The sequence below is a fragment of the Arthrobacter sp. NPDC080031 genome, assembly GCF_040702485.1.
In the GTDB taxonomy this organism is placed as follows: Bacteria; Actinomycetota; Actinomycetes; order Actinomycetales; family Micrococcaceae; genus Arthrobacter.
Genome location: NZ_JBFBLA010000013.1, coordinates 93,627 through 109,493, shown reverse-complemented (window position 1 = coordinate 109,493; position 15,867 = coordinate 93,627). Strand labels below are relative to the sequence as shown.

The window sequence follows — 15,867 nt, the reverse complement described above, 5'->3', positions numbered from 1 at the left end:
TCGTCAAGAATCATGATCCGCATCACACAGGCACCTACGGCCGATGGGGCCGGGGTCTGCTGCTTCTCAGAACAAGGGAGTTCAAGTCATGAGCCGCATTCTGCCGCCAGACGTAACCGAATCCGAATTCAACACCGCCCTGGATAAGTTCCGCGCGGTCCTGGGCGCCGAGCATGTCCTCGCCACTGAGGAGGAACTGGCACCGTACCGGGACCCGTTCCCGACAAATAATGACGAGCGCTTCATCCCCGGCGCGGTTGTGTTCCCCTCCACCCCTGAAGAGATCCAGGAACTCGTCCGCATCGCCAACGAGTACAAGATCCCGCTCTCACCCGTCTCCACGGGCAAGAACCTCGGCTACGGCGGTGCGGCACCGCGCCTCTCCGGCGCAGTAGTCGTCGCCACCGGGCGGCGCATGAACAAGATCATTGAAGTCAACGAAAAGTACGCCTACGCCCTGATCGAACCGGGCGTCACTTACTTTGACCTCTACAACCACATTCAGGAAAAGGGCTACAAGCTCTGGGTTGACGTTCCCGATCTCGGCTGGGGCTCAGTCGTCGGAAATGCGCTCGACCGCGGCGTTGGCTACACCCCCTACGGCGACCACATCATGTGGCAGACAGGCCTGGAAGTTGTCCTGCCCGACGGCGACCTGCTGCGCACCGGCATGGGAGCCATCGAAGGAAGCGACACCTGGCAATTGTTCCCGTACGGATTCGGGCCCTACCCAGACGGATTGTTCACGCAGTCCAACTACGGGATCGTCACGAAGATGGGCATCGCCCTCATGCCTGAACCCCCGGGAGCGGAAAGCTTCCTCATCACTTTTGAGAACGAAGAAGACCTGAAATACGTCATCGACATCATGCTCCCGCTTCGCATCGGCATGGCCCCTCTTCAGAACGTACCCGTTCTGCGGAACATCTTCATGGACGCCGCCTCCGTCTCCCAGCGGACCGAGTGGTTTGACGGCGAAGGGCCCATGCCGAAAGAGGCCATCAAGAAGATGCAGAAAGACCTGAACCTGGGGTACTGGAACTTCTACGGCACCGTGTACGGCCCTCCGCCCCAGACCGACATGTTCCTCGGCATGATCCGCGACGCCTTCCTTCAGGTTCCCGGGTCAAGGTTCTTCACTACCACGGACCGCCCTGAAAAAGGCGACCGCGGCGCCCACGTCCTCCACGACCGGCACAAGATCAACCGTGGCATCCCGTCGATCGAAGAACGTCACCTCCTCGAATGGGTACCCAACGGCGGACACATCTGTTTCTCGCCCGTCTCGGCACCGGACGGTGCCGACGCCATGAAGCAGTTCACGATGGTCCGGGACCGCAGCATCGAATACAACCAGGACTACGCCGCCCAGTTCATCGTTGGCCTGCGGGAAATGCACCACATCTGCTTGTTTGTCTACGACACGGCCCGGCCCGAGACGCGCGACCAGCTGCTCGCCATGACTGAGGTCTTGATCGATGAAGCCGCGGCCGAAGGCTACGGCGAGTACCGGACCCACCTTGCCCTGATGGACCAGGTCGCCGGCACCTTCAACTACAACGACGGCGCACTGCTCCGCTTCCAGGAGCGCATCAAGGACGCGCTGGACCCCAACGGCATCATAGCCCCCGGCAAATCCGGCATCTGGGGCAAGCGCCTCAAAGGCCGCGGATTCTAGTCCGCGCCAACTACACGACGAGGAATTAATCATGACAATTCAAGAGTCGCAGGCACCATCAGACCTGCCCGCCACCGCCGCCAGGGGACAGCTGTTCATCAACGGAGAATGGCGCCCCTCTGCGGACGGAGCAACAACCGCGGTCATCAATCCCGGGACCGGGGAACAAGTAGAAACCGTCGCTGCAGCAACAACACAGGACATTGATGCCGCAGTTGCCGCCGCGAAGGCGGCGTTTGAGGACGGCCGGTGGTCCCGGCTCAGCGGCCGTGAACGCTCGCGCGTCCTCAACAAAGCGTCCGCCCTCATGCGTGAACGGTCGGAAGAACTGGCACTGGCCGAAAGTACCGACGTCGGAAAGCCCATCACTTTCGCCCGCGTTGTCGACGTGGCCACCGCCGCTGACCAGTATGAGTACGTTGCTGCCCTGGCACAGCAACTCGATGGTTCCGTACGTGAAACCCCGCTGAAAGCTCACGCCTACACCAAGAAAGAAGCACTCGGAGTTGTTGCTGCGATTACGCCCTTCAACTTCCCGTTGATTCTCTCCAGCACCAAAATTGCCGCCGCCCTGGCGGCCGGTAACTCGGTGGTGCACAAGCCCGCCAGTGACACCCCCCTCAGCGCCCTCCTGATGGCAGAAATCCTCACTGAAGCCGGAGTGCCCGCCGGTGTTATCAACGTTGTCACCGGCTCAGGCGGAGCGCTGGGCGATCACCTGGTTGCGCACCCTGATGTCAACAAGGTGGCATTCACAGGATCCACCGAAATAGGGCGGCACGTGGCGGCGCTGGCTGGCCAGCACCTTCGCCCCGTCACCGCGGAACTGGGCGGAAACGCCGCCAACATCGTCTTCGCCGACGCAGATCTCGAAAAAGCCATCGGCACCGTCATCGGCGCCTTTGTTTTCAATTCCGGCCAGTTCTGCATGGGCGGACCCCGGCTTCTGGTCGAACGTCCCATCTACGATACGGTCCTGGGAATCCTGAAAGATGCTGTCGCCGGGGTCCCTGTCGGCGATCCGACCAACCCGGAAACCGTGATGGGGCCCCTGGCCAGCCGCAAGCAGCTGGAAAAGGTAGCCGGCTACGTCGAGGCCGCCCGGGCTGCGGGCGGCCAGATCATCACCGGGGGAGAGGAGCTGAACATCAACGGCGGCTTCTTCTATGCCCCGACGGTCATTGCCGGGCTGGACAATTCATCCCCCGCAGTCAGAGAAGAAATTTTCGGCCCCGTCCTCACAGTGCAGCCGTTTGACACCGAGGAGGAAGCGATCGAGATGGCCAACAGCACCCCGTACGGCCTGGCTTCGGGTGTACAGACTTCCAGCATCTCCCGGGCGCACCGGGTGTCGTCACGGCTTGAAGCGGGAATCGTGTGGGTGAACTCCTGGGCGCTGCTGGATCCGGCTGTCCCGTTCGGTGGAGTGAAAGACTCCGGCTGGGGCCGCGAGTACGGGCCCGAGGCACTGGAGTCCTACACCCGCACCAAGTCCATCATCATAGCCACCGACTAGGAATCGCCATGTCAATCACCACTGAAGCGGCAGTCGTCGAATCGGCCGGAGCAGAGTTCGTTTTCCAGTCTGTGCAGCTTGACGCCCTGCGGCCCAACGAAGTTCTGGTCGATATCAAGGCCGCCGGTCTTTGCCATACTGACTTATCCGTCGCCGGTGGCGGTCTCCCGTTCCCCCTGCCCGGTGTGCTGGGACACGAGGGCGCCGGCATCGTGGCTGAAGTCGGTACAGCTGTTACACGCGTCCAGCCGGGGGACCGGGTGGTGCTGTCATTCACCTCCTGTGGCGGATGCACGAACTGCCGCGGCGGCCACCCGGCCTACTGCGACACCTGGCTTCCCGACAACCTCATCGGAGGGGCGCGGAGCGACGGAACGTCTCCGATCTCGCGGGACGGCGAACGCCTTGGCGGTCACTTCTTCGGCCAGTCCTCGTTCGCCCGTCAAGCCGTGGCGGATGAGCGCAGCGTCGTCAAAGTGACCACAGAGCTTCCGCTTGAACATCTGTCACCGCTGGCCTGCGGTGTGCAGACTGGTGCGGGCGCAGTGTGGAATGCCATCCAGCCCAGACCTGGCTCAAGCCTTGTCGTCTTCGGCGTCGGAGCTGTGGGGCTGTCAGCCATCATGGCTGCCGCGCTCACGCCTGCCGTGACCATTATCGCCGTGGACAGGGTGTCATCGCGACTGGAACTGGCCCGGGAACTCGGCGCCACCCACACGATAGACGCCTCAGCCATCCAGGATGCTCCAGCAGAGATTCAAAGGATCACCGGCGGGGGAGCTGACGCTGCCATCGAGGCGACCGGCAGCACCAGGGTCCTGGAACAGGCCGTTTTCTCAACATCGGCGCGGGGCCATGTCGTCGCAGTCGGGGCACCCGCTTTCGGTGCGACGGCAGCAGTTGACGTGAACTTCATTATGCCGGGCCGCAGGATTCAGGGCATCACCCTCGGCGACAGCGAGATTGAAACTCTCATCCCGGCCATTGTCGCTCTGATGGAAGCTGGGCGGTTCCCGGTAGAGCGCCTGGTTACGACCTACAAACTGGACGACATCAATCAGGCTGTTCGGGACATGAAGTCGGGCAAATCCATCAAACCCGTCTTGATCAACTAAAGAAAGGGCAGGACGGGCAGACGTGCAGCTGACAGAAGTCCTCTGCTCTCCCCGTCCTGACGCTCACAAGTTTCATCACTACAAAAAAGTTACACAGGTGCAGACCGGCATTCGTGTCCAAGCATCAGGATGCATTGGCAGCTCGGAGGCGGCCAAGGCACTTGTCGATGGTGCGCTTGAGTCGTTTGGGTGTCTGGATTTCAGGGCCGTACATGTCGGCACGCTGCAGTGATCATTGTCCGATTCAGTGACCAGTATCCCGTCGAGTCGGGGGGACACCTGCTGCCTGAAGCGGGAAGTCGATGAGCACGGGCATGTCGAAGTCCTGGAGCAGTGGGTCGACGGCCAGCAGGGTCCCACGGGAGCTGATCAGAAAGCCCGCCATGCCGAGCCAGTACAGGACGGTAAGGTCCGGATTGCCGAACGCTCGGGCTGGAAGTGGAACGGTCCGCGGAGCCATGGCCTGGCAGATCCCCACCGAACGCGTCCAGCCTCTGGTCCTACCAAGCAGCGGTAAATCCTCAGTTCTCTTCCTCAATAGTGCCCTTCAATACGTTCATCGCGCCCATACCGTTGGGCCAACCGGAGTAGAACGCCAGGTGCAGGAGGGCCTCCTTCAGTTCGTCCGCGGTGACTCCGTTCTGGCGGGCGAAGCCCAGGTGGAATTTCAGCTGGTCCATCTTGCCCAGGGCGGTCAGCGCCGCGACGGTGATCAGGCTGCGATCGCGCTTGTTCAGGTCCGTGCGTTCCCAGACCTCGTCGAAGAGGACTTTGTCGGTGTAGTGGACCATTCCGGGGGCGAAGTCGCCGAAGGCGTTCTTCCCACCACTCCAGCCAGTGTTCTGCTCTTCGGTGCTCATGGTTTTACTCCTTCGTGGTTGATTGGACGAGTCCAGTCCATCGCAAAAGGCGGCGGGGGAGGGAGTCTCCAGCGAAGGGTGTACCAGTGGGGACTCCCTCCGAAGCGGTCGCCGAAATAGCGTTGTCGGCATGGATACCAGAGACGAAGCACGGGAGTTCCTCATGTCCCGTCGGGCCAATCTCAGCCCCGAGAAGGCCGGACTTGCGGTCTCGGGGTACCGTCGAGTGGCGGGCTTGAGGCGGGGCGAGGTCGCGATGCTCGCGGACGTGAGCCCGGAGTACTACGCAAAGATCGAGCGGGGGAACCTCGTAGGAGTGTCAGACTCTGTGCTGGAGTCGGTGGCACGGGCTCTGCAGCTCGACGATGCCGAGCGCGAGCACCTTTTTGATCTTGCGCGAGCGGCAAAAGGGGGCGCGCAGCCCGTGCGCCGGCGCAAGCCGAAGACGTGGGTGGCCCGGGATAGCCTGACACGAGCGCTGGACGTCATCGTGAACGGCCCGGCATTCGTACGCAACGGGCGGTTGGACATCCTGGCTACCAATGCCCTGGGCCGCGCATTCTACGATGAAGTCTTTGACGGGCCCGGGGAGGGGAACCTCGCCCGGTACTGCTTCCTGGACGAGCGCGCCAAGTCCTTCTACCCGGACTGGGAGGCGGCCGCAGACGTCACCGTGGCGATCTTGCGCACGGAGGCCGGTCATGATCCTCGTGACAAGCAGTTGCATGACCTTGTCGGTGAACTCTCCACTTGCAGCGATGCGTTCCGTACGCGGTGGGGTGCGCACAACGTCCGCCGCCACGGCTCGGGTACAAAGGATTTTCGCCACCACGAGGTCGGCGACCTCACCCTGACGTACGAGGGTTTGGAGCTTACTGCCGAGCCGGGGCTTTCGTTCCTCATTTACACCGCAGAATCCGGTTCGCCGAGCGAGCAACGGCTCCAGCTGTTGGCGAGCCTCGCCGCCACTGTGACCTCGTGGCCGTCGCGCCACGTGCTTGATGACACCACTACTACGAAGGACTGATCATGCACATCAGAACACTTGGCCAGGGCCTTGAGGTCTCCGCGATCGGGCTCGGCGCAATGGGTATGTCCCAGAGCTACGGACCCAACCCCGGCGATCGCGACGAGATGATTTCTGTGCTGCGCTCGGCCGTCGATGAGGGCGTGACGTTTTTCGACACGGCCGAGGTCTACGGGCCGTACGTCAACGAGGAGCTCGTCGGTGAGGCGCTTGAGCCGATCCGCGACCGGGTCGTGATTGCCACCAAGTTCGGCTGGGACATCGAGGACGGACAGAGTGTCGGGCTGGACAGTCGGCCCGAGCAGATCCGACGCGTCGCCGAGGCGTCGCTGAAACGGTTGCGTACGGATGTGATCGACTTGTTCTATCAGCATCGCGTCGATCCCGACGTGCCGATTGAGGATGTCGCCGGTGCTGTTGGCGAGCTGATCGCCGAAGGCAAGGTGAAGCACTTCGGCCTCTCCGAGGCCTCGGCCGCCACGATCCGCCGCGCTCATGCCGTGCACCCGGTCACCGCGGTCCAGAGCGAGTACTCGCTCTGGACACGGGATCCCGAGGCTGAGGTGCTTCCGACCCTGGCGGAGCTCGGCATCGGCTTCGTACCGTTCAGCCCGCTCGGCAAGGGCTTCCTTACCGGCACCGTGGACGCATCCACCGCCTTCGCCGAGGGCGACATCCGTCGGCGTGTTCCGCGGTTCGAGGCCGAGAATCTCGCCGCGAACCAGAAACTCGTTGACCACGTCAAGAGCGTGGCCGAGGCAAAGGGTTCGACGCCGGGCCAGATCGCCTTGGCCTGGTTGCTGGCTCAGCAGCCGTGGATCGTACCGATTCCTGGCACTCGACGTACCGAGCGCATCCGGGAGAATGCGACGGCCACGCAGCTCGCCCTCTCCGCGGACGAGCGCGCCGACCTCGACAGCCTCGCCCAGCGCATCGGAATACGCGGCGACCGCTACAACGCCGAGCACATGGCGTACGTCAACCACTGATCAAGACCAAAGGAAAGAAGAATGACTGACAACAACTTCAAGCAGATCTTCCCGCTCGGAGCTCCCAACGACGCCTTCGCGCAGTACTTCATCGGCCAGAGCTACCTGGCCCCGCTGGCTGGCGGGAAGGTTCCCGTCAGCAACGTCTCCTTCGAGCCAGGATGCCGCAACAACTGGCACATCCACCACGGCACCGATGGCGGCGGTGACCAGATCCTGCTCTGCACGGCGGGCAGCGGCTGGTACCAGGCCGAGGGCCAGGACCCCGTCAGCTTGGAGCCGGGAACGGTGATCCACGTCCCGGCCGGGACGAAACACTGGCACGGCGCGAAGGTCGACTCGTGGTTCTCCCACCTGGCCTTCATCACCCCGGGCGAGAACGTCAGCAACGAATGGCTCGAGCCCGTCACTGACGAGGTGTACGGAGAACTGCAGAAGAACGGAGAGAAGGCATGAGCATCCTGAACGAGAGTTACAACCTGGCCAACGGCGTCGAGATTCCCAAGCTCGGCCTGGGCACCTGGTTCATCGACGACAACAAGGCAGCCGCCGCGGTCAGCGCCGCGGTGGAGATCGGTTACCGGAACATCGGCACCGCTCAGGCGGGGCCGTGGCAAATGTCTGTCGGGTGAGCGCAAGGATTTGAAGTGGGGCGCCCTCGCTGACCGATGCCTGCAAGGGCAACGTTCTTTTGGACATGGTGCGTCGGAACGACAAAACAATGAAGGTCGTCCGGGCCGCCCATGAATGGCCGGGCTCAGGGCTCCCGCCTCCCGAACACCTCTTGGAGGCGGTAGGCCTCGCCTAACAGTTGGATACGTTGCACTGAATACCGCCTAGCCGGCAAGAGATTTCCCGGTCGTCGTTAGCGATCTCTGTGCTGCTCGCGCGAGGCAGCGTTGCTCGTCTTGGCGCCTGCCGAGTTGGGCGAAACTATCCGCCGCCTCCCGAAACAGGGCGATGGCCTGATTCTCGTGACCCTCCGCGCGTCGCAGGACGGCTCGTGCTTCCCAGAGTGCGGCGTGCCATGGTCCGCCAGGCCACATGCCGGCGAGCTGTTCGGCCTGGGCGAGACGGCGGCGGCTGGCGTCCAGCTTACCCGCCAGCGCGTAACTCCTCGTTGCGGCGACTTGATAACCCATAGAGCACGGCGGACAGACGCTCCTACCGGCCAGAGCAGCGTCGGCTCGCTCGATGATGTGGACCGCTTGCGCCGGAGAACTGGCTGCCTCAGCGAGCACCCCGTACAGGCGTACAACCAGGTGTGGCTCAAGCCACGTGGACGCGGCGGCAGGCAAAGCGCGACTGGCTGCCCGAGCGGCCTCCTCGGTCCGATCCTGCGTGAGGTCAACCTCAGCCAGTCGTTGCAGTGTCACGATCTCGCCGGACCGGGCCCCGGCCCGCCGGTGCAGCTCGAGCGCCGACTGGAGCAGGCTGCGCGCGTCGCCGAGTTCACCGGAGAACAGTGCCGCTTCGCCCAGTAACAGGTCGGCGATGGCCTGACCGCGCACCGAGCCTGCTCGCTCGGCGATGGTGCGCAGGCGCTTTACTCGCCGCGCAATGTTCCGATGCCCGTCCGGCCCGCACAGGCAGAACTCAGCGAGACACACCTGAGCGTCGAGAATGTAGCCTGAGCGCTCGGAATCGTGTCGTGTGAATTCCACGAACTCGGCCTCGAACATCTCGGGCCATCGGTTCTGCATGTTCGCCGCGATCGCCAGCACTGCGCTGGCCTCGCCGATCTCTCGGCCTAGGTTCGCTACCATGGCCAGCTCGCGCGCATGCCGGGCGTATGAGGTGGCTTCGGAGAGGTCGCCGCTGTTCAGGGCGATGAGTGCTCGCGCCAACGTCGCCCGCGTACGATTCTCCGCACGCCGGCTGTCCTCGGCGATGGCCTTCTCGTAGATCGCGACCGTCGCCGCCCCTGGGCCGACGCCCAAGTCTGCCCGCAAATGCCGACAGAGTCGCTCGAACTGGCGGATCGCGCCCTGACGATCACCGGCGCCGAGTGCGCGAACCATGATCGCCCGGTGGGCGTCCTCGTCTGTTGGCTCGGCCTGCACCACCTCGTCCCACCGAGCTGCGGCCTTGAGCAAACTCAGGTACAGCGTGCGCAGCCGATCGCGGGGATCCTCGGCCCATACGGCGAATCGATCATCAGGAAGCAAGTCTCCTCCATACAAGGCGAGCGCCTTGGACGTCCCTGCAGATGAGGCGAGCGCGTCACGCGCGCTCGCTTCGAACCGTTCCGCGTCAATGGAGACCTCGGCGTCGGGCAGTAGAAACAGCAAGTCGCCGCGCGCTTGCACAGCCTCGGACGAGCCGAGGGCAGCGCGAGCAAAATATATTGCCTTGCGTAGGTTCGAAGCAGCAGCTTGTGCGCTGAGATCGGGCCAGAGCAGATCGGCGACGACATCCCTATGCAGCCGGTGCCCTTCGGCGAGTGCGAGGATCTTGACCAGCCCTGCGGCCTTGGTGCGATTCCATGCCTCCGCTGGAACAGTCCGGCCGTCAACAACGACACGGAAGGTGCCCAGCATGACGACGGCGCACGTCTTCATGCCCTCATGGTAGTCGGGGGAACGGTGGGGGAACAGGGTCGCCTTAGCGTGAGAAGTGACGGGGAGCCAATTGGCCGTCGTCACATCACAATACTCAGGAGGACACGATGGGACTGCAACTCGGTGAGATCGCACCCGATTTCTCCGCCAAGACGACAGCCGGAGACATCCGCTTCCATGACTGGCTCGGTGACGCGTGGGGGGTGCTGTTCTCGCACCCGAAGGACTTCACCCCGGTCTGCACGACCGAGCTCGGCTACATGGCCAAGATCAAGCCCGAGTTCGACCGGCGCGGAGTCAAGATCATCGGCTTGTCCGTGGACTCGACAGCTGATCACGAACGGTGGGGCGCCGATATCGAAGAAACGCAGGGGACTCGCCCCAATTACCCCGTGATCGGCGACGAGGACTACACGGTGGCGAAGCTTTACGGCATGCTCCCGGCAACCACGTCAGGGGACGCCAAGAGCCGCACGCCCGCGGACAACCAGACCGTCCGCAACGTGTTCGTCATCGGGCCGGACAAGAAGATCAAGCTGATCCTCGTCTACCCCATGACGACCGGACGCAACTTCGAAGAAGTACTTCGCGTCGTTGACTCGCTTCAGCTCACTGCGAAGCACCGGGTGGCGACGCCGGTCAACTGGAAGCAGGGCGAGGACGTGATCATCGCCGGCTCCGTCCCGAACAACGAGGCCCGGGAGATCTTTGGCGATTGGAAGGAGCCCAAGCCGTACATTCGAATTGTTCCGCAGCCGGTGTGATCGCGCATAAGACAGGACACTGACTTGACCTTGGACCAGTCTCCGCTGGCTGGCCGGTCGAACGCCGTTGGGGGACCGCTTGCCGTCAGTGTATTGTTTCGTCTTCATGGATGCTGCTCGATCAGCGTTGGACCGGGAAGGCGCCGTGACTTGTGCCCAAGCGGTGAGAAACTTGTGCCGCCGAACGTCCGCAAAGTGGCAATCCGGCTTCGGGCGGCGACCGGGGTCAGCCTTTCAGCGTTGTGTCGAGTAGCGCCTGCAGCTCCTGGAAGTGCCGCTCGGTGGCCGCCGGGTTGAAGGCGGAGGTGTCTGCCATGGTGTAGCCGTGCGGCGCCCCTGCATAGATCTCGTTAGACGCCTCAAGCCCTGCGGCCTGTAAGGCTTCGCCGAGCCGAGCGACGGCGTCCGGTGCCATGCTGCGGTCATTGTCCGCGTGGCCGAATACGAACCGGGCCCGCGCATTGCCAAGCTTCAGATGCGGGCTGTCTGGCCCGTCGGTGGCGAGGCCGCCGCCGTGGAAGCCGCCGCACGCTGCCACCACGTCCGCGTGGGACGTGGCGGTCCGGACGGCCAGCCGGGCGCCCATGCAGTAACCGGTGGTCCCGATGGGGCCGGGAGCTACGCCGTCGAGCCCGCCAAGCGCGGACACCCACGCATTGATGTCCGGCAGCGCCTTTTCCGGTGTCAGGCGGCCAACCCGGGGGAAGGCAGCCTTGCCTGCCGCTTCCCTGCCTTCCTGGGCGGACATGTCCACGGCCGGGGCGAGCTCGGCCATTGATCCTTCACGGTAGAAAACGTTCGGCGCCAGCACGACGTAGCCCCAGTCGGCGATGCGCTGGGCCATCTCCTGGATTCGGGGACGCAGGCCGAAGGCGTCCATGTAGAGAATGACGCCGGGAAGAGGGCCGATTGCAGTCGAAGGGCGGGCCACGAGGGCCTCAGCGGTGCCTTCGGCGGCAACGATTTCGATTGGCATAGGCCCACACTATCGGAGCTCAGGAGGAAAGCCGGGTCACGGTCCCCGCCGGGAGTGCCGGCGAGGTCGCAGCGGTGATTGGCAACGAGTGGCGGGAGGGGTATTCGCCTTGGCTTAGCTCCGACCGGATGCGTGCTCTATGCAATACGGAGTCCAAGGCCTTGCCTCCAGGCGACCCTCCGCGATGGGCTTGCCGCACACGGCGCACAGTCCGTAATTCCCGTTGGCAATCCGCAGCAAAGCGGCCTCGATCTGTTCCAGGCCCACCCGGCTCTGCTCCATGAGTGCGGAAGCCTGGGAAAGTTCGAAGGCGATCGTGCTCCCTTCCGGATCGTGTTCGTCATCGACGTTCGCGTCCTGCCTGGCGACGTTTACCGAAGTGATGTCCCCACGGAGGGCTCTCAAGAGCGCAACCTTGCGGTCACGTTCCTCCTCAAGGAGTACTTGGAATCGCTTCGCATCGACCATGGGACGAAAGGCTACCGCACAGTTGAGCTCCTAGGTGGTTGTCGTAGTTCGGGTCCGTAGTGCTTAAGATCCGGCGCGGGGTGTCGATGTTTGGGATCCGGTGTCGGGCAGGGGTGGTTTCACATGCACCCTGCCCAACGTGTGGCCGATTGTAGGCCGTGACGGCTACTGCGGGTCGCGTCGGACTTCAGCTGGAGCCCATCCCAGGGCTGGACCGAGTTTGCTGGCTATGTCGGTGAGGATCTGGATGTAATCCTCATGATCGAAGCTGAAGGGCAGCGCAAACGCCACCTCGTCGACTTCCTGAAATCCTGCGTGTGCGTATAGCTGTTCGGCGATCTCGTCGCTGGTACCGATCAGGTCCGCGGCGAACAGCATGCCCCTTGCCCCCTGCGGCGCCCGTGTGCGGGGAGTGCGTTCTTCAACATACCGCTGGTATTTCTCCCGCTGACCCGGCGAAGCCGAATCAGTTGGGATCACCACCAGGCCCTGCGACACACGGGCCTGTCCGTGCGCCTGGGCTGACGTTTCAGCGGCTTCACGGAAGGCACGAATCTGCGACTGCTGGATTCGGGCAAAGTCGGGTTCCTGATCCGCTTCCGGAAAGATGACGCTGCTGGAGAGCAGATTGAAGCCGTTTGCCCCGGCCCAGACGGCCGACTTCCTGCTGGCCGCCCCATACCAAAGGCGATCCCGGAGCCCGGAAGAGTGCGGTTCGACCCGGTTGGAGAATTCTTCGACTACACCCTGCCTGCCGGAAAAGTCCCGCACCTTTTCCCCCGCGATCAGACGGGCAAATCGGTTCAGGCGCCCGTAGCTGAAATCCTCCAACTCGGAGGAATCCGGGTACAGCTCGTGTTTCACTGTGTCGTAGTGCATTGGTTCGCCCACGCTCAGCCCCGGATTGATGCGTCCCCCGGCGAGCAGATCCACGGTGGCCAGGTCTTCGGCGAGGCGCAGGGGGTTTTCCCAGCCCAGCGGGGTTACGGCGGTTCCAAGCTCGATCCGTGAGGTGCGCTGGCTGGCGGCCGCCATCATCGCGATGGGGGAGGAGATTCCGAACTGCAGATGACGGTGCCGCAGCCACGCGCTGTCGAATCCGAGGCCCTCACCAAGTTCGATGATCTGCAAAGTGGATTCGTGGCCCGAGGCGGGATCCGCCGGATCGAACAGGCCGATAGTGAGGAATCCAAGTTTGCGTAACGGACGTGAGGTGTCGGGCATGGCTTCCTTCAGGATCGGATACGGCTGATCTCAGAATATGCGCCGGGACCTGCAGGTTCTTCTGACAATGGCGGGAGGTTACCCTTCGTGTCGGCTGAGGTGAGGGGTGCCACGTCGCCGGCATCGAACGCCTGCCGGAGATGGAGCTCCCTCCACAGGGGTGCCCGAGAAGCGTCTCCGGACGAAACCGGCCGGTCATGATTCGTGAATGCAGGATGCAACAACTCGTGGAACTTGCTGGGCATCTATTCGTCGGGTTCGAGGGTGGTGACGGCGTCGAGGGCGTCGTTCGCGTTCGTGATGTTGAGCCTGCGGAGGAGCCGGGCGATGTCGGGGGAGTCCTTGTCCCGTTCGGCGGCGATCTTCATTGCTAGGAGCGTTTCGGTGTCCGCTGCCTGGATGGTGAGACCGCCCAGTTCTTCCAGGGTCACCCAGGTGGCGTTGTCGGGGACGAACGCCGCTGCGTTGGAATTCAGCCAATCGGGCGCAAGATCGTAGTCAGCTGCCATTTCCGTGACGACGGCGTTGACAGCGGCGGGGTCGGCGTAGCTGGCGTCGATGTCGGCGGTGGGGCGGTTGCCGATTCCTTGCAGGATCAGCGCGGCACCACCGACGAGCTTGATGTCACTTTGAACACCTTGGGCCTGCAGGCGCCGGCCGAGTTCATGGAGGAGTGCGCGGATTTGATCAGCGCTGAGTTCCCCGCCGCTCATGCGGTGGCCAGGCTGCGTTCGCGGATGAAGACGTTGAGGGCGGCGAGTTCGGCCGGTGTTTCGGACATGGTGAGTTTCTTCATGGGTTCCCTGACGGTCCGGTAGGACTCGGCAGGCATCCATGCTTCGTTGAGGGCTTTGACGCGTCTGGTCCAGGACGGGGCGGGTTGACCGAGCCGGTGCGCGGTGTAGTTGGTGATCCCGGCCAGTGCGGCGGACCAGTGCGGGTCCTTGAGCCGGGGGCTGCGCTGGAGCAACGGCCGTCCCGCTTTGAGGGATGCTGTGGCGTAGTCGGCGAGCATCTTGATGGCGAACTCGAAATCCCGTGCGCCGATCAGCTGGGTAAACGTTTCGGCGTAGTCCCGCCGTGCCGGGTCGTAGTCGCTGCCGCGGGGCATAGGGGCGGAGGCGGTTAGCGAGAGCCCGAGGGTGTGTAGGACGGCCATGGTCTTGCCGAGTTCGGCCCGTTCGTGGCCGGCTTCGAGATCAACGATGAACTTCCGTGAAACCCCGGCGGACTCCGCGAGTGACTGTTGCGAAAGCCCGCGCTCCTGGCGCCGCGCGCGGATGATCGCGCCGGCAGCTGCGGGCGTGTCGATGCTGGCCATGTTCGTCAAACGTCCTCCTTCGCCATTTCATTATGTCACCGAGTGGTGACAGCAATGGCCTGTCGGACTTGTCCGTCAACGAAATTTGTTGCTTGATGCGTTGGTACTATCGGGCATGGACAGGACCCGGCCTCTTTCAGAAGACAGCGTCCGTCGGCTGGGTCAGTCGGCCGATGTAGCGCACACCTCCAAACCGGACGGTGCCCGGCAATGGCCCGAGTTGGACCCCCATCGTCACGGCCTCCGTCCTGATGTCAGGGCTGGCTTGAACTTCGCGCTCCGCCACGATGCTGGGTTGTTGAAGCGCCTTGAGGAGGCCTGAGTTCGCGGCTTGGTCCGACTCCGGAACGGAATAGTGAAAGGAGGCATCGTGGCGGCGGAGTCATTAGAGGAGCTCTTGGCCAAGCGGCCTGTTGACCGGGTTGCTGTGGACGCCCGCAAGAAGCTCAGGCTAGATGAGGTCCGGGCTTACCGGTTTCGGGAGCTCCGCGAGGCATCGGAGTTGACGGTGGTCGAGTTGGCTGCGCGTCTGCGTGTGAGCCAGAACAGGGTGTCCCGGATCGAGCTCGGTGACATTGATTGATCGTGCCCAGGTCGATACGCTGCGGAAATACGTCGAAGTGGCCGGCTTCGCGTCGAGGCTGAACTCGGCGGCGAACGGATCCAGATCGCCTGATCCGGCAAACCGTTCCTGTACGTTTGAACAACTCCGGTTTTCGTTCGTCCAGCATTGAGCGCCCGTGCGGATGGCGGCCCGAGCACTCGCATTTTCCCGCACTTGAATCCACGCGCGGCAGCGCTTCAAGACGTCAGCGGAAACCTTTGAGCACGTTTTTGGGCCGCTGCATCTCGCCGTGCTTCGCTCCGAGCACAATGACCCACGCGGCGAATGCCGGAATGGCGAACTGCAGCAACTTCAACTGTTTCTGCGCTGTCCGAAGCTCCTCCGAGGCCCCCGCCCTGGGCTCGGTGGCACCGCGGGCGCCTTCGTTCGCCATTTTCTCGACTTTCTTGCCGAGGGTGCCCGCATACAGCGTCACGGCCGCGCCAGCCAGAGTGACTGCGGTCTTGTATATGGTATTGACGCCCACGCCGTCTTGCTTGGCAATCCGGCCCTTGTTCTCCCATGCGATGGCCAGGTCGGCAATTAGATGCGTGGCAAAGGCTGCCGTTTGAACCGGTGCCCATTTCATCCAGCCGAGGCTCGATAGCCTGGTGCGTTCGGCAGGATCCCTGGCTTCAGCGGCAGCTCCGTTCAGGCCAATGGCACCCATCAGAGAGCCGCCGAACCAGGCGGCCGCGGACAGATCGTGAACAGAGCGGGCCAGTAGATTTCCTGCCATGACGTGCTTCCTAACGTGAGGATCG

The 15,867-nt window shown here is 63.3% G+C and carries 18 protein-coding genes; 9 read left to right on the top strand and 9 right to left on the bottom strand.

Going from position 1 to position 15,867, the window contains the following annotated elements:
* Window positions 1-88: 88 nt before the first annotated feature.
* Genes AB0323_RS12985 through AB0323_RS12975 form a run of 3 tightly spaced genes read left to right on the top strand, consistent with a single transcriptional unit; the run spans window position 89 to window position 4,309 of the window.
* Complete coding sequence (locus AB0323_RS12985; RefSeq protein WP_366177691.1) at window positions 89-1,678, top strand: FAD-binding oxidoreductase; 1,590 nt, start codon at window positions 89-91, stop codon at window positions 1,676-1,678.
* Window positions 1,679-1,709: 31 nt separating this feature from the next.
* Window positions 1,710-3,194 (top strand): aldehyde dehydrogenase family protein, encoded by a 1,485-nt coding sequence (locus AB0323_RS12980; RefSeq protein WP_366177690.1) that lies wholly within the window; start codon window positions 1,710-1,712, stop codon window positions 3,192-3,194.
* Between the two features lie 8 nt (window positions 3,195-3,202).
* Window positions 3,203-4,309, top strand: a complete 1,107-nt coding sequence (locus AB0323_RS12975; protein WP_366177689.1) for an NAD(P)-dependent alcohol dehydrogenase — start codon at window positions 3,203-3,205, stop codon at window positions 4,307-4,309.
* Window positions 4,310-4,553: 244 nt separating this feature from the next.
* On the opposite strand, the gene AB0323_RS12970 is transcribed toward AB0323_RS12975, so the two are convergent.
* Window positions 4,554-4,769, bottom strand: coding sequence for a hypothetical protein (locus AB0323_RS12970; protein WP_366177688.1), 216 nt, complete (start codon window positions 4,767-4,769; stop codon window positions 4,554-4,556).
* A gap of 61 nt (window positions 4,770-4,830) precedes the next feature.
* Window positions 4,831-5,169 carry a carboxymuconolactone decarboxylase family protein gene (locus AB0323_RS12965; RefSeq protein ID WP_366177687.1) on the bottom strand — a complete coding sequence of 113 codons (339 nt, stop codon included), beginning with the start codon at window positions 5,167-5,169 and terminating at the stop codon, window positions 4,831-4,833.
* A 130-nt stretch (window positions 5,170-5,299) separates the two neighbouring features.
* Between AB0323_RS12965 and AB0323_RS12960 the strand changes: the two genes are divergently transcribed.
* Genes AB0323_RS12960 through AB0323_RS12945 form a run of 4 tightly spaced genes read left to right on the top strand, consistent with a single transcriptional unit; the run spans window position 5,300 to window position 7,817 of the window.
* Window positions 5,300-6,196: a helix-turn-helix transcriptional regulator gene (locus AB0323_RS12960; protein ID WP_366177686.1), complete on the top strand. Its 897-nt coding sequence runs from the start codon at window positions 5,300-5,302 to the stop codon at window positions 6,194-6,196.
* Window positions 6,197-6,198: 2 nt separating this feature from the next.
* Window positions 6,199-7,185, top strand: a complete 987-nt coding sequence (locus AB0323_RS12955; RefSeq protein ID WP_366177685.1) for an aldo/keto reductase — start codon at window positions 6,199-6,201, stop codon at window positions 7,183-7,185.
* 21 nt (window positions 7,186-7,206) lie between these two features.
* Complete coding sequence (locus tag AB0323_RS12950) at window positions 7,207-7,641, top strand: cupin domain-containing protein (protein WP_366177684.1); 435 nt, start codon at window positions 7,207-7,209, stop codon at window positions 7,639-7,641.
* On the top strand, window positions 7,638-7,817 hold the full coding sequence (locus AB0323_RS12945; protein WP_366177683.1) for a hypothetical protein: 180 nt from the start codon (window positions 7,638-7,640) through the stop codon (window positions 7,815-7,817). Before AB0323_RS12950 ends, AB0323_RS12945 begins: the two co-directional genes overlap by 4 nt.
* Before the next feature lie 204 nt (window positions 7,818-8,021).
* On the opposite strand, the gene AB0323_RS12940 is transcribed toward AB0323_RS12945, so the two are convergent.
* Complete coding sequence (locus tag AB0323_RS12940) at window positions 8,022-9,746, bottom strand: BTAD domain-containing putative transcriptional regulator (RefSeq protein WP_366177682.1); 1,725 nt, start codon at window positions 9,744-9,746, stop codon at window positions 8,022-8,024.
* Window positions 9,747-9,853: 107 nt separating this feature from the next.
* Here AB0323_RS12940 and AB0323_RS12935 point away from each other — a divergent pair, with 107 nt between their 5' ends.
* Window positions 9,854-10,510 (top strand): peroxiredoxin, encoded by a 657-nt coding sequence (locus tag AB0323_RS12935; protein WP_366177681.1) that lies wholly within the window; start codon window positions 9,854-9,856, stop codon window positions 10,508-10,510.
* Window positions 10,511-10,736: 226 nt separating this feature from the next.
* On the opposite strand, the gene AB0323_RS12930 is transcribed toward AB0323_RS12935, so the two are convergent.
* The 5 genes from AB0323_RS12930 to AB0323_RS12910 all read right to left on the bottom strand — a co-directional run bounded on the left by AB0323_RS12930 (window position 10,737) and on the right by AB0323_RS12910 (window position 14,499).
* A complete protein-coding gene (locus AB0323_RS12930; RefSeq protein WP_366177680.1) occupies window positions 10,737-11,486 on the bottom strand; it encodes a dienelactone hydrolase family protein in 750 nt (249 codons plus the stop codon).
* 114 nt (window positions 11,487-11,600) lie between these two features.
* Window positions 11,601-11,954, bottom strand: coding sequence for a TraR/DksA C4-type zinc finger protein (locus AB0323_RS12925; protein WP_366177679.1), 354 nt, complete (start codon window positions 11,952-11,954; stop codon window positions 11,601-11,603).
* A 165-nt stretch (window positions 11,955-12,119) separates the two neighbouring features.
* Complete coding sequence (locus tag AB0323_RS12920; protein WP_366177678.1) at window positions 12,120-13,178, bottom strand: LLM class flavin-dependent oxidoreductase; 1,059 nt, start codon at window positions 13,176-13,178, stop codon at window positions 12,120-12,122.
* A gap of 245 nt (window positions 13,179-13,423) precedes the next feature.
* The gene (locus AB0323_RS12915) at window positions 13,424-13,891 is read right to left on the bottom strand and encodes a DUF6036 family nucleotidyltransferase (RefSeq protein ID WP_366177677.1); all 468 of its coding nucleotides are present in this window, start codon (window positions 13,889-13,891) and stop codon (window positions 13,424-13,426) included.
* A complete protein-coding gene (locus AB0323_RS12910; protein ID WP_366177676.1) occupies window positions 13,888-14,499 on the bottom strand; it encodes a type II toxin-antitoxin system Y4mF family antitoxin in 612 nt (203 codons plus the stop codon). The genes AB0323_RS12915 and AB0323_RS12910 overlap by 4 nt, the downstream gene beginning before the upstream one ends.
* Window positions 14,500-14,869: 370 nt before the next feature.
* Between AB0323_RS12910 and AB0323_RS12905 the strand changes: the two genes are divergently transcribed.
* The gene (locus tag AB0323_RS12905) at window positions 14,870-15,082 is read left to right on the top strand and encodes a helix-turn-helix transcriptional regulator (protein ID WP_366177675.1); all 213 of its coding nucleotides are present in this window, start codon (window positions 14,870-14,872) and stop codon (window positions 15,080-15,082) included.
* 226 nt (window positions 15,083-15,308) lie between these two features.
* Here AB0323_RS12905 and AB0323_RS12900 read toward each other — a convergent pair whose 3' ends face one another.
* Window positions 15,309-15,842, bottom strand: a complete 534-nt coding sequence (locus AB0323_RS12900) for a hypothetical protein (RefSeq protein WP_366177674.1) — start codon at window positions 15,840-15,842, stop codon at window positions 15,309-15,311.
* Window positions 15,843-15,867: the final 25 nt, after the last annotated feature.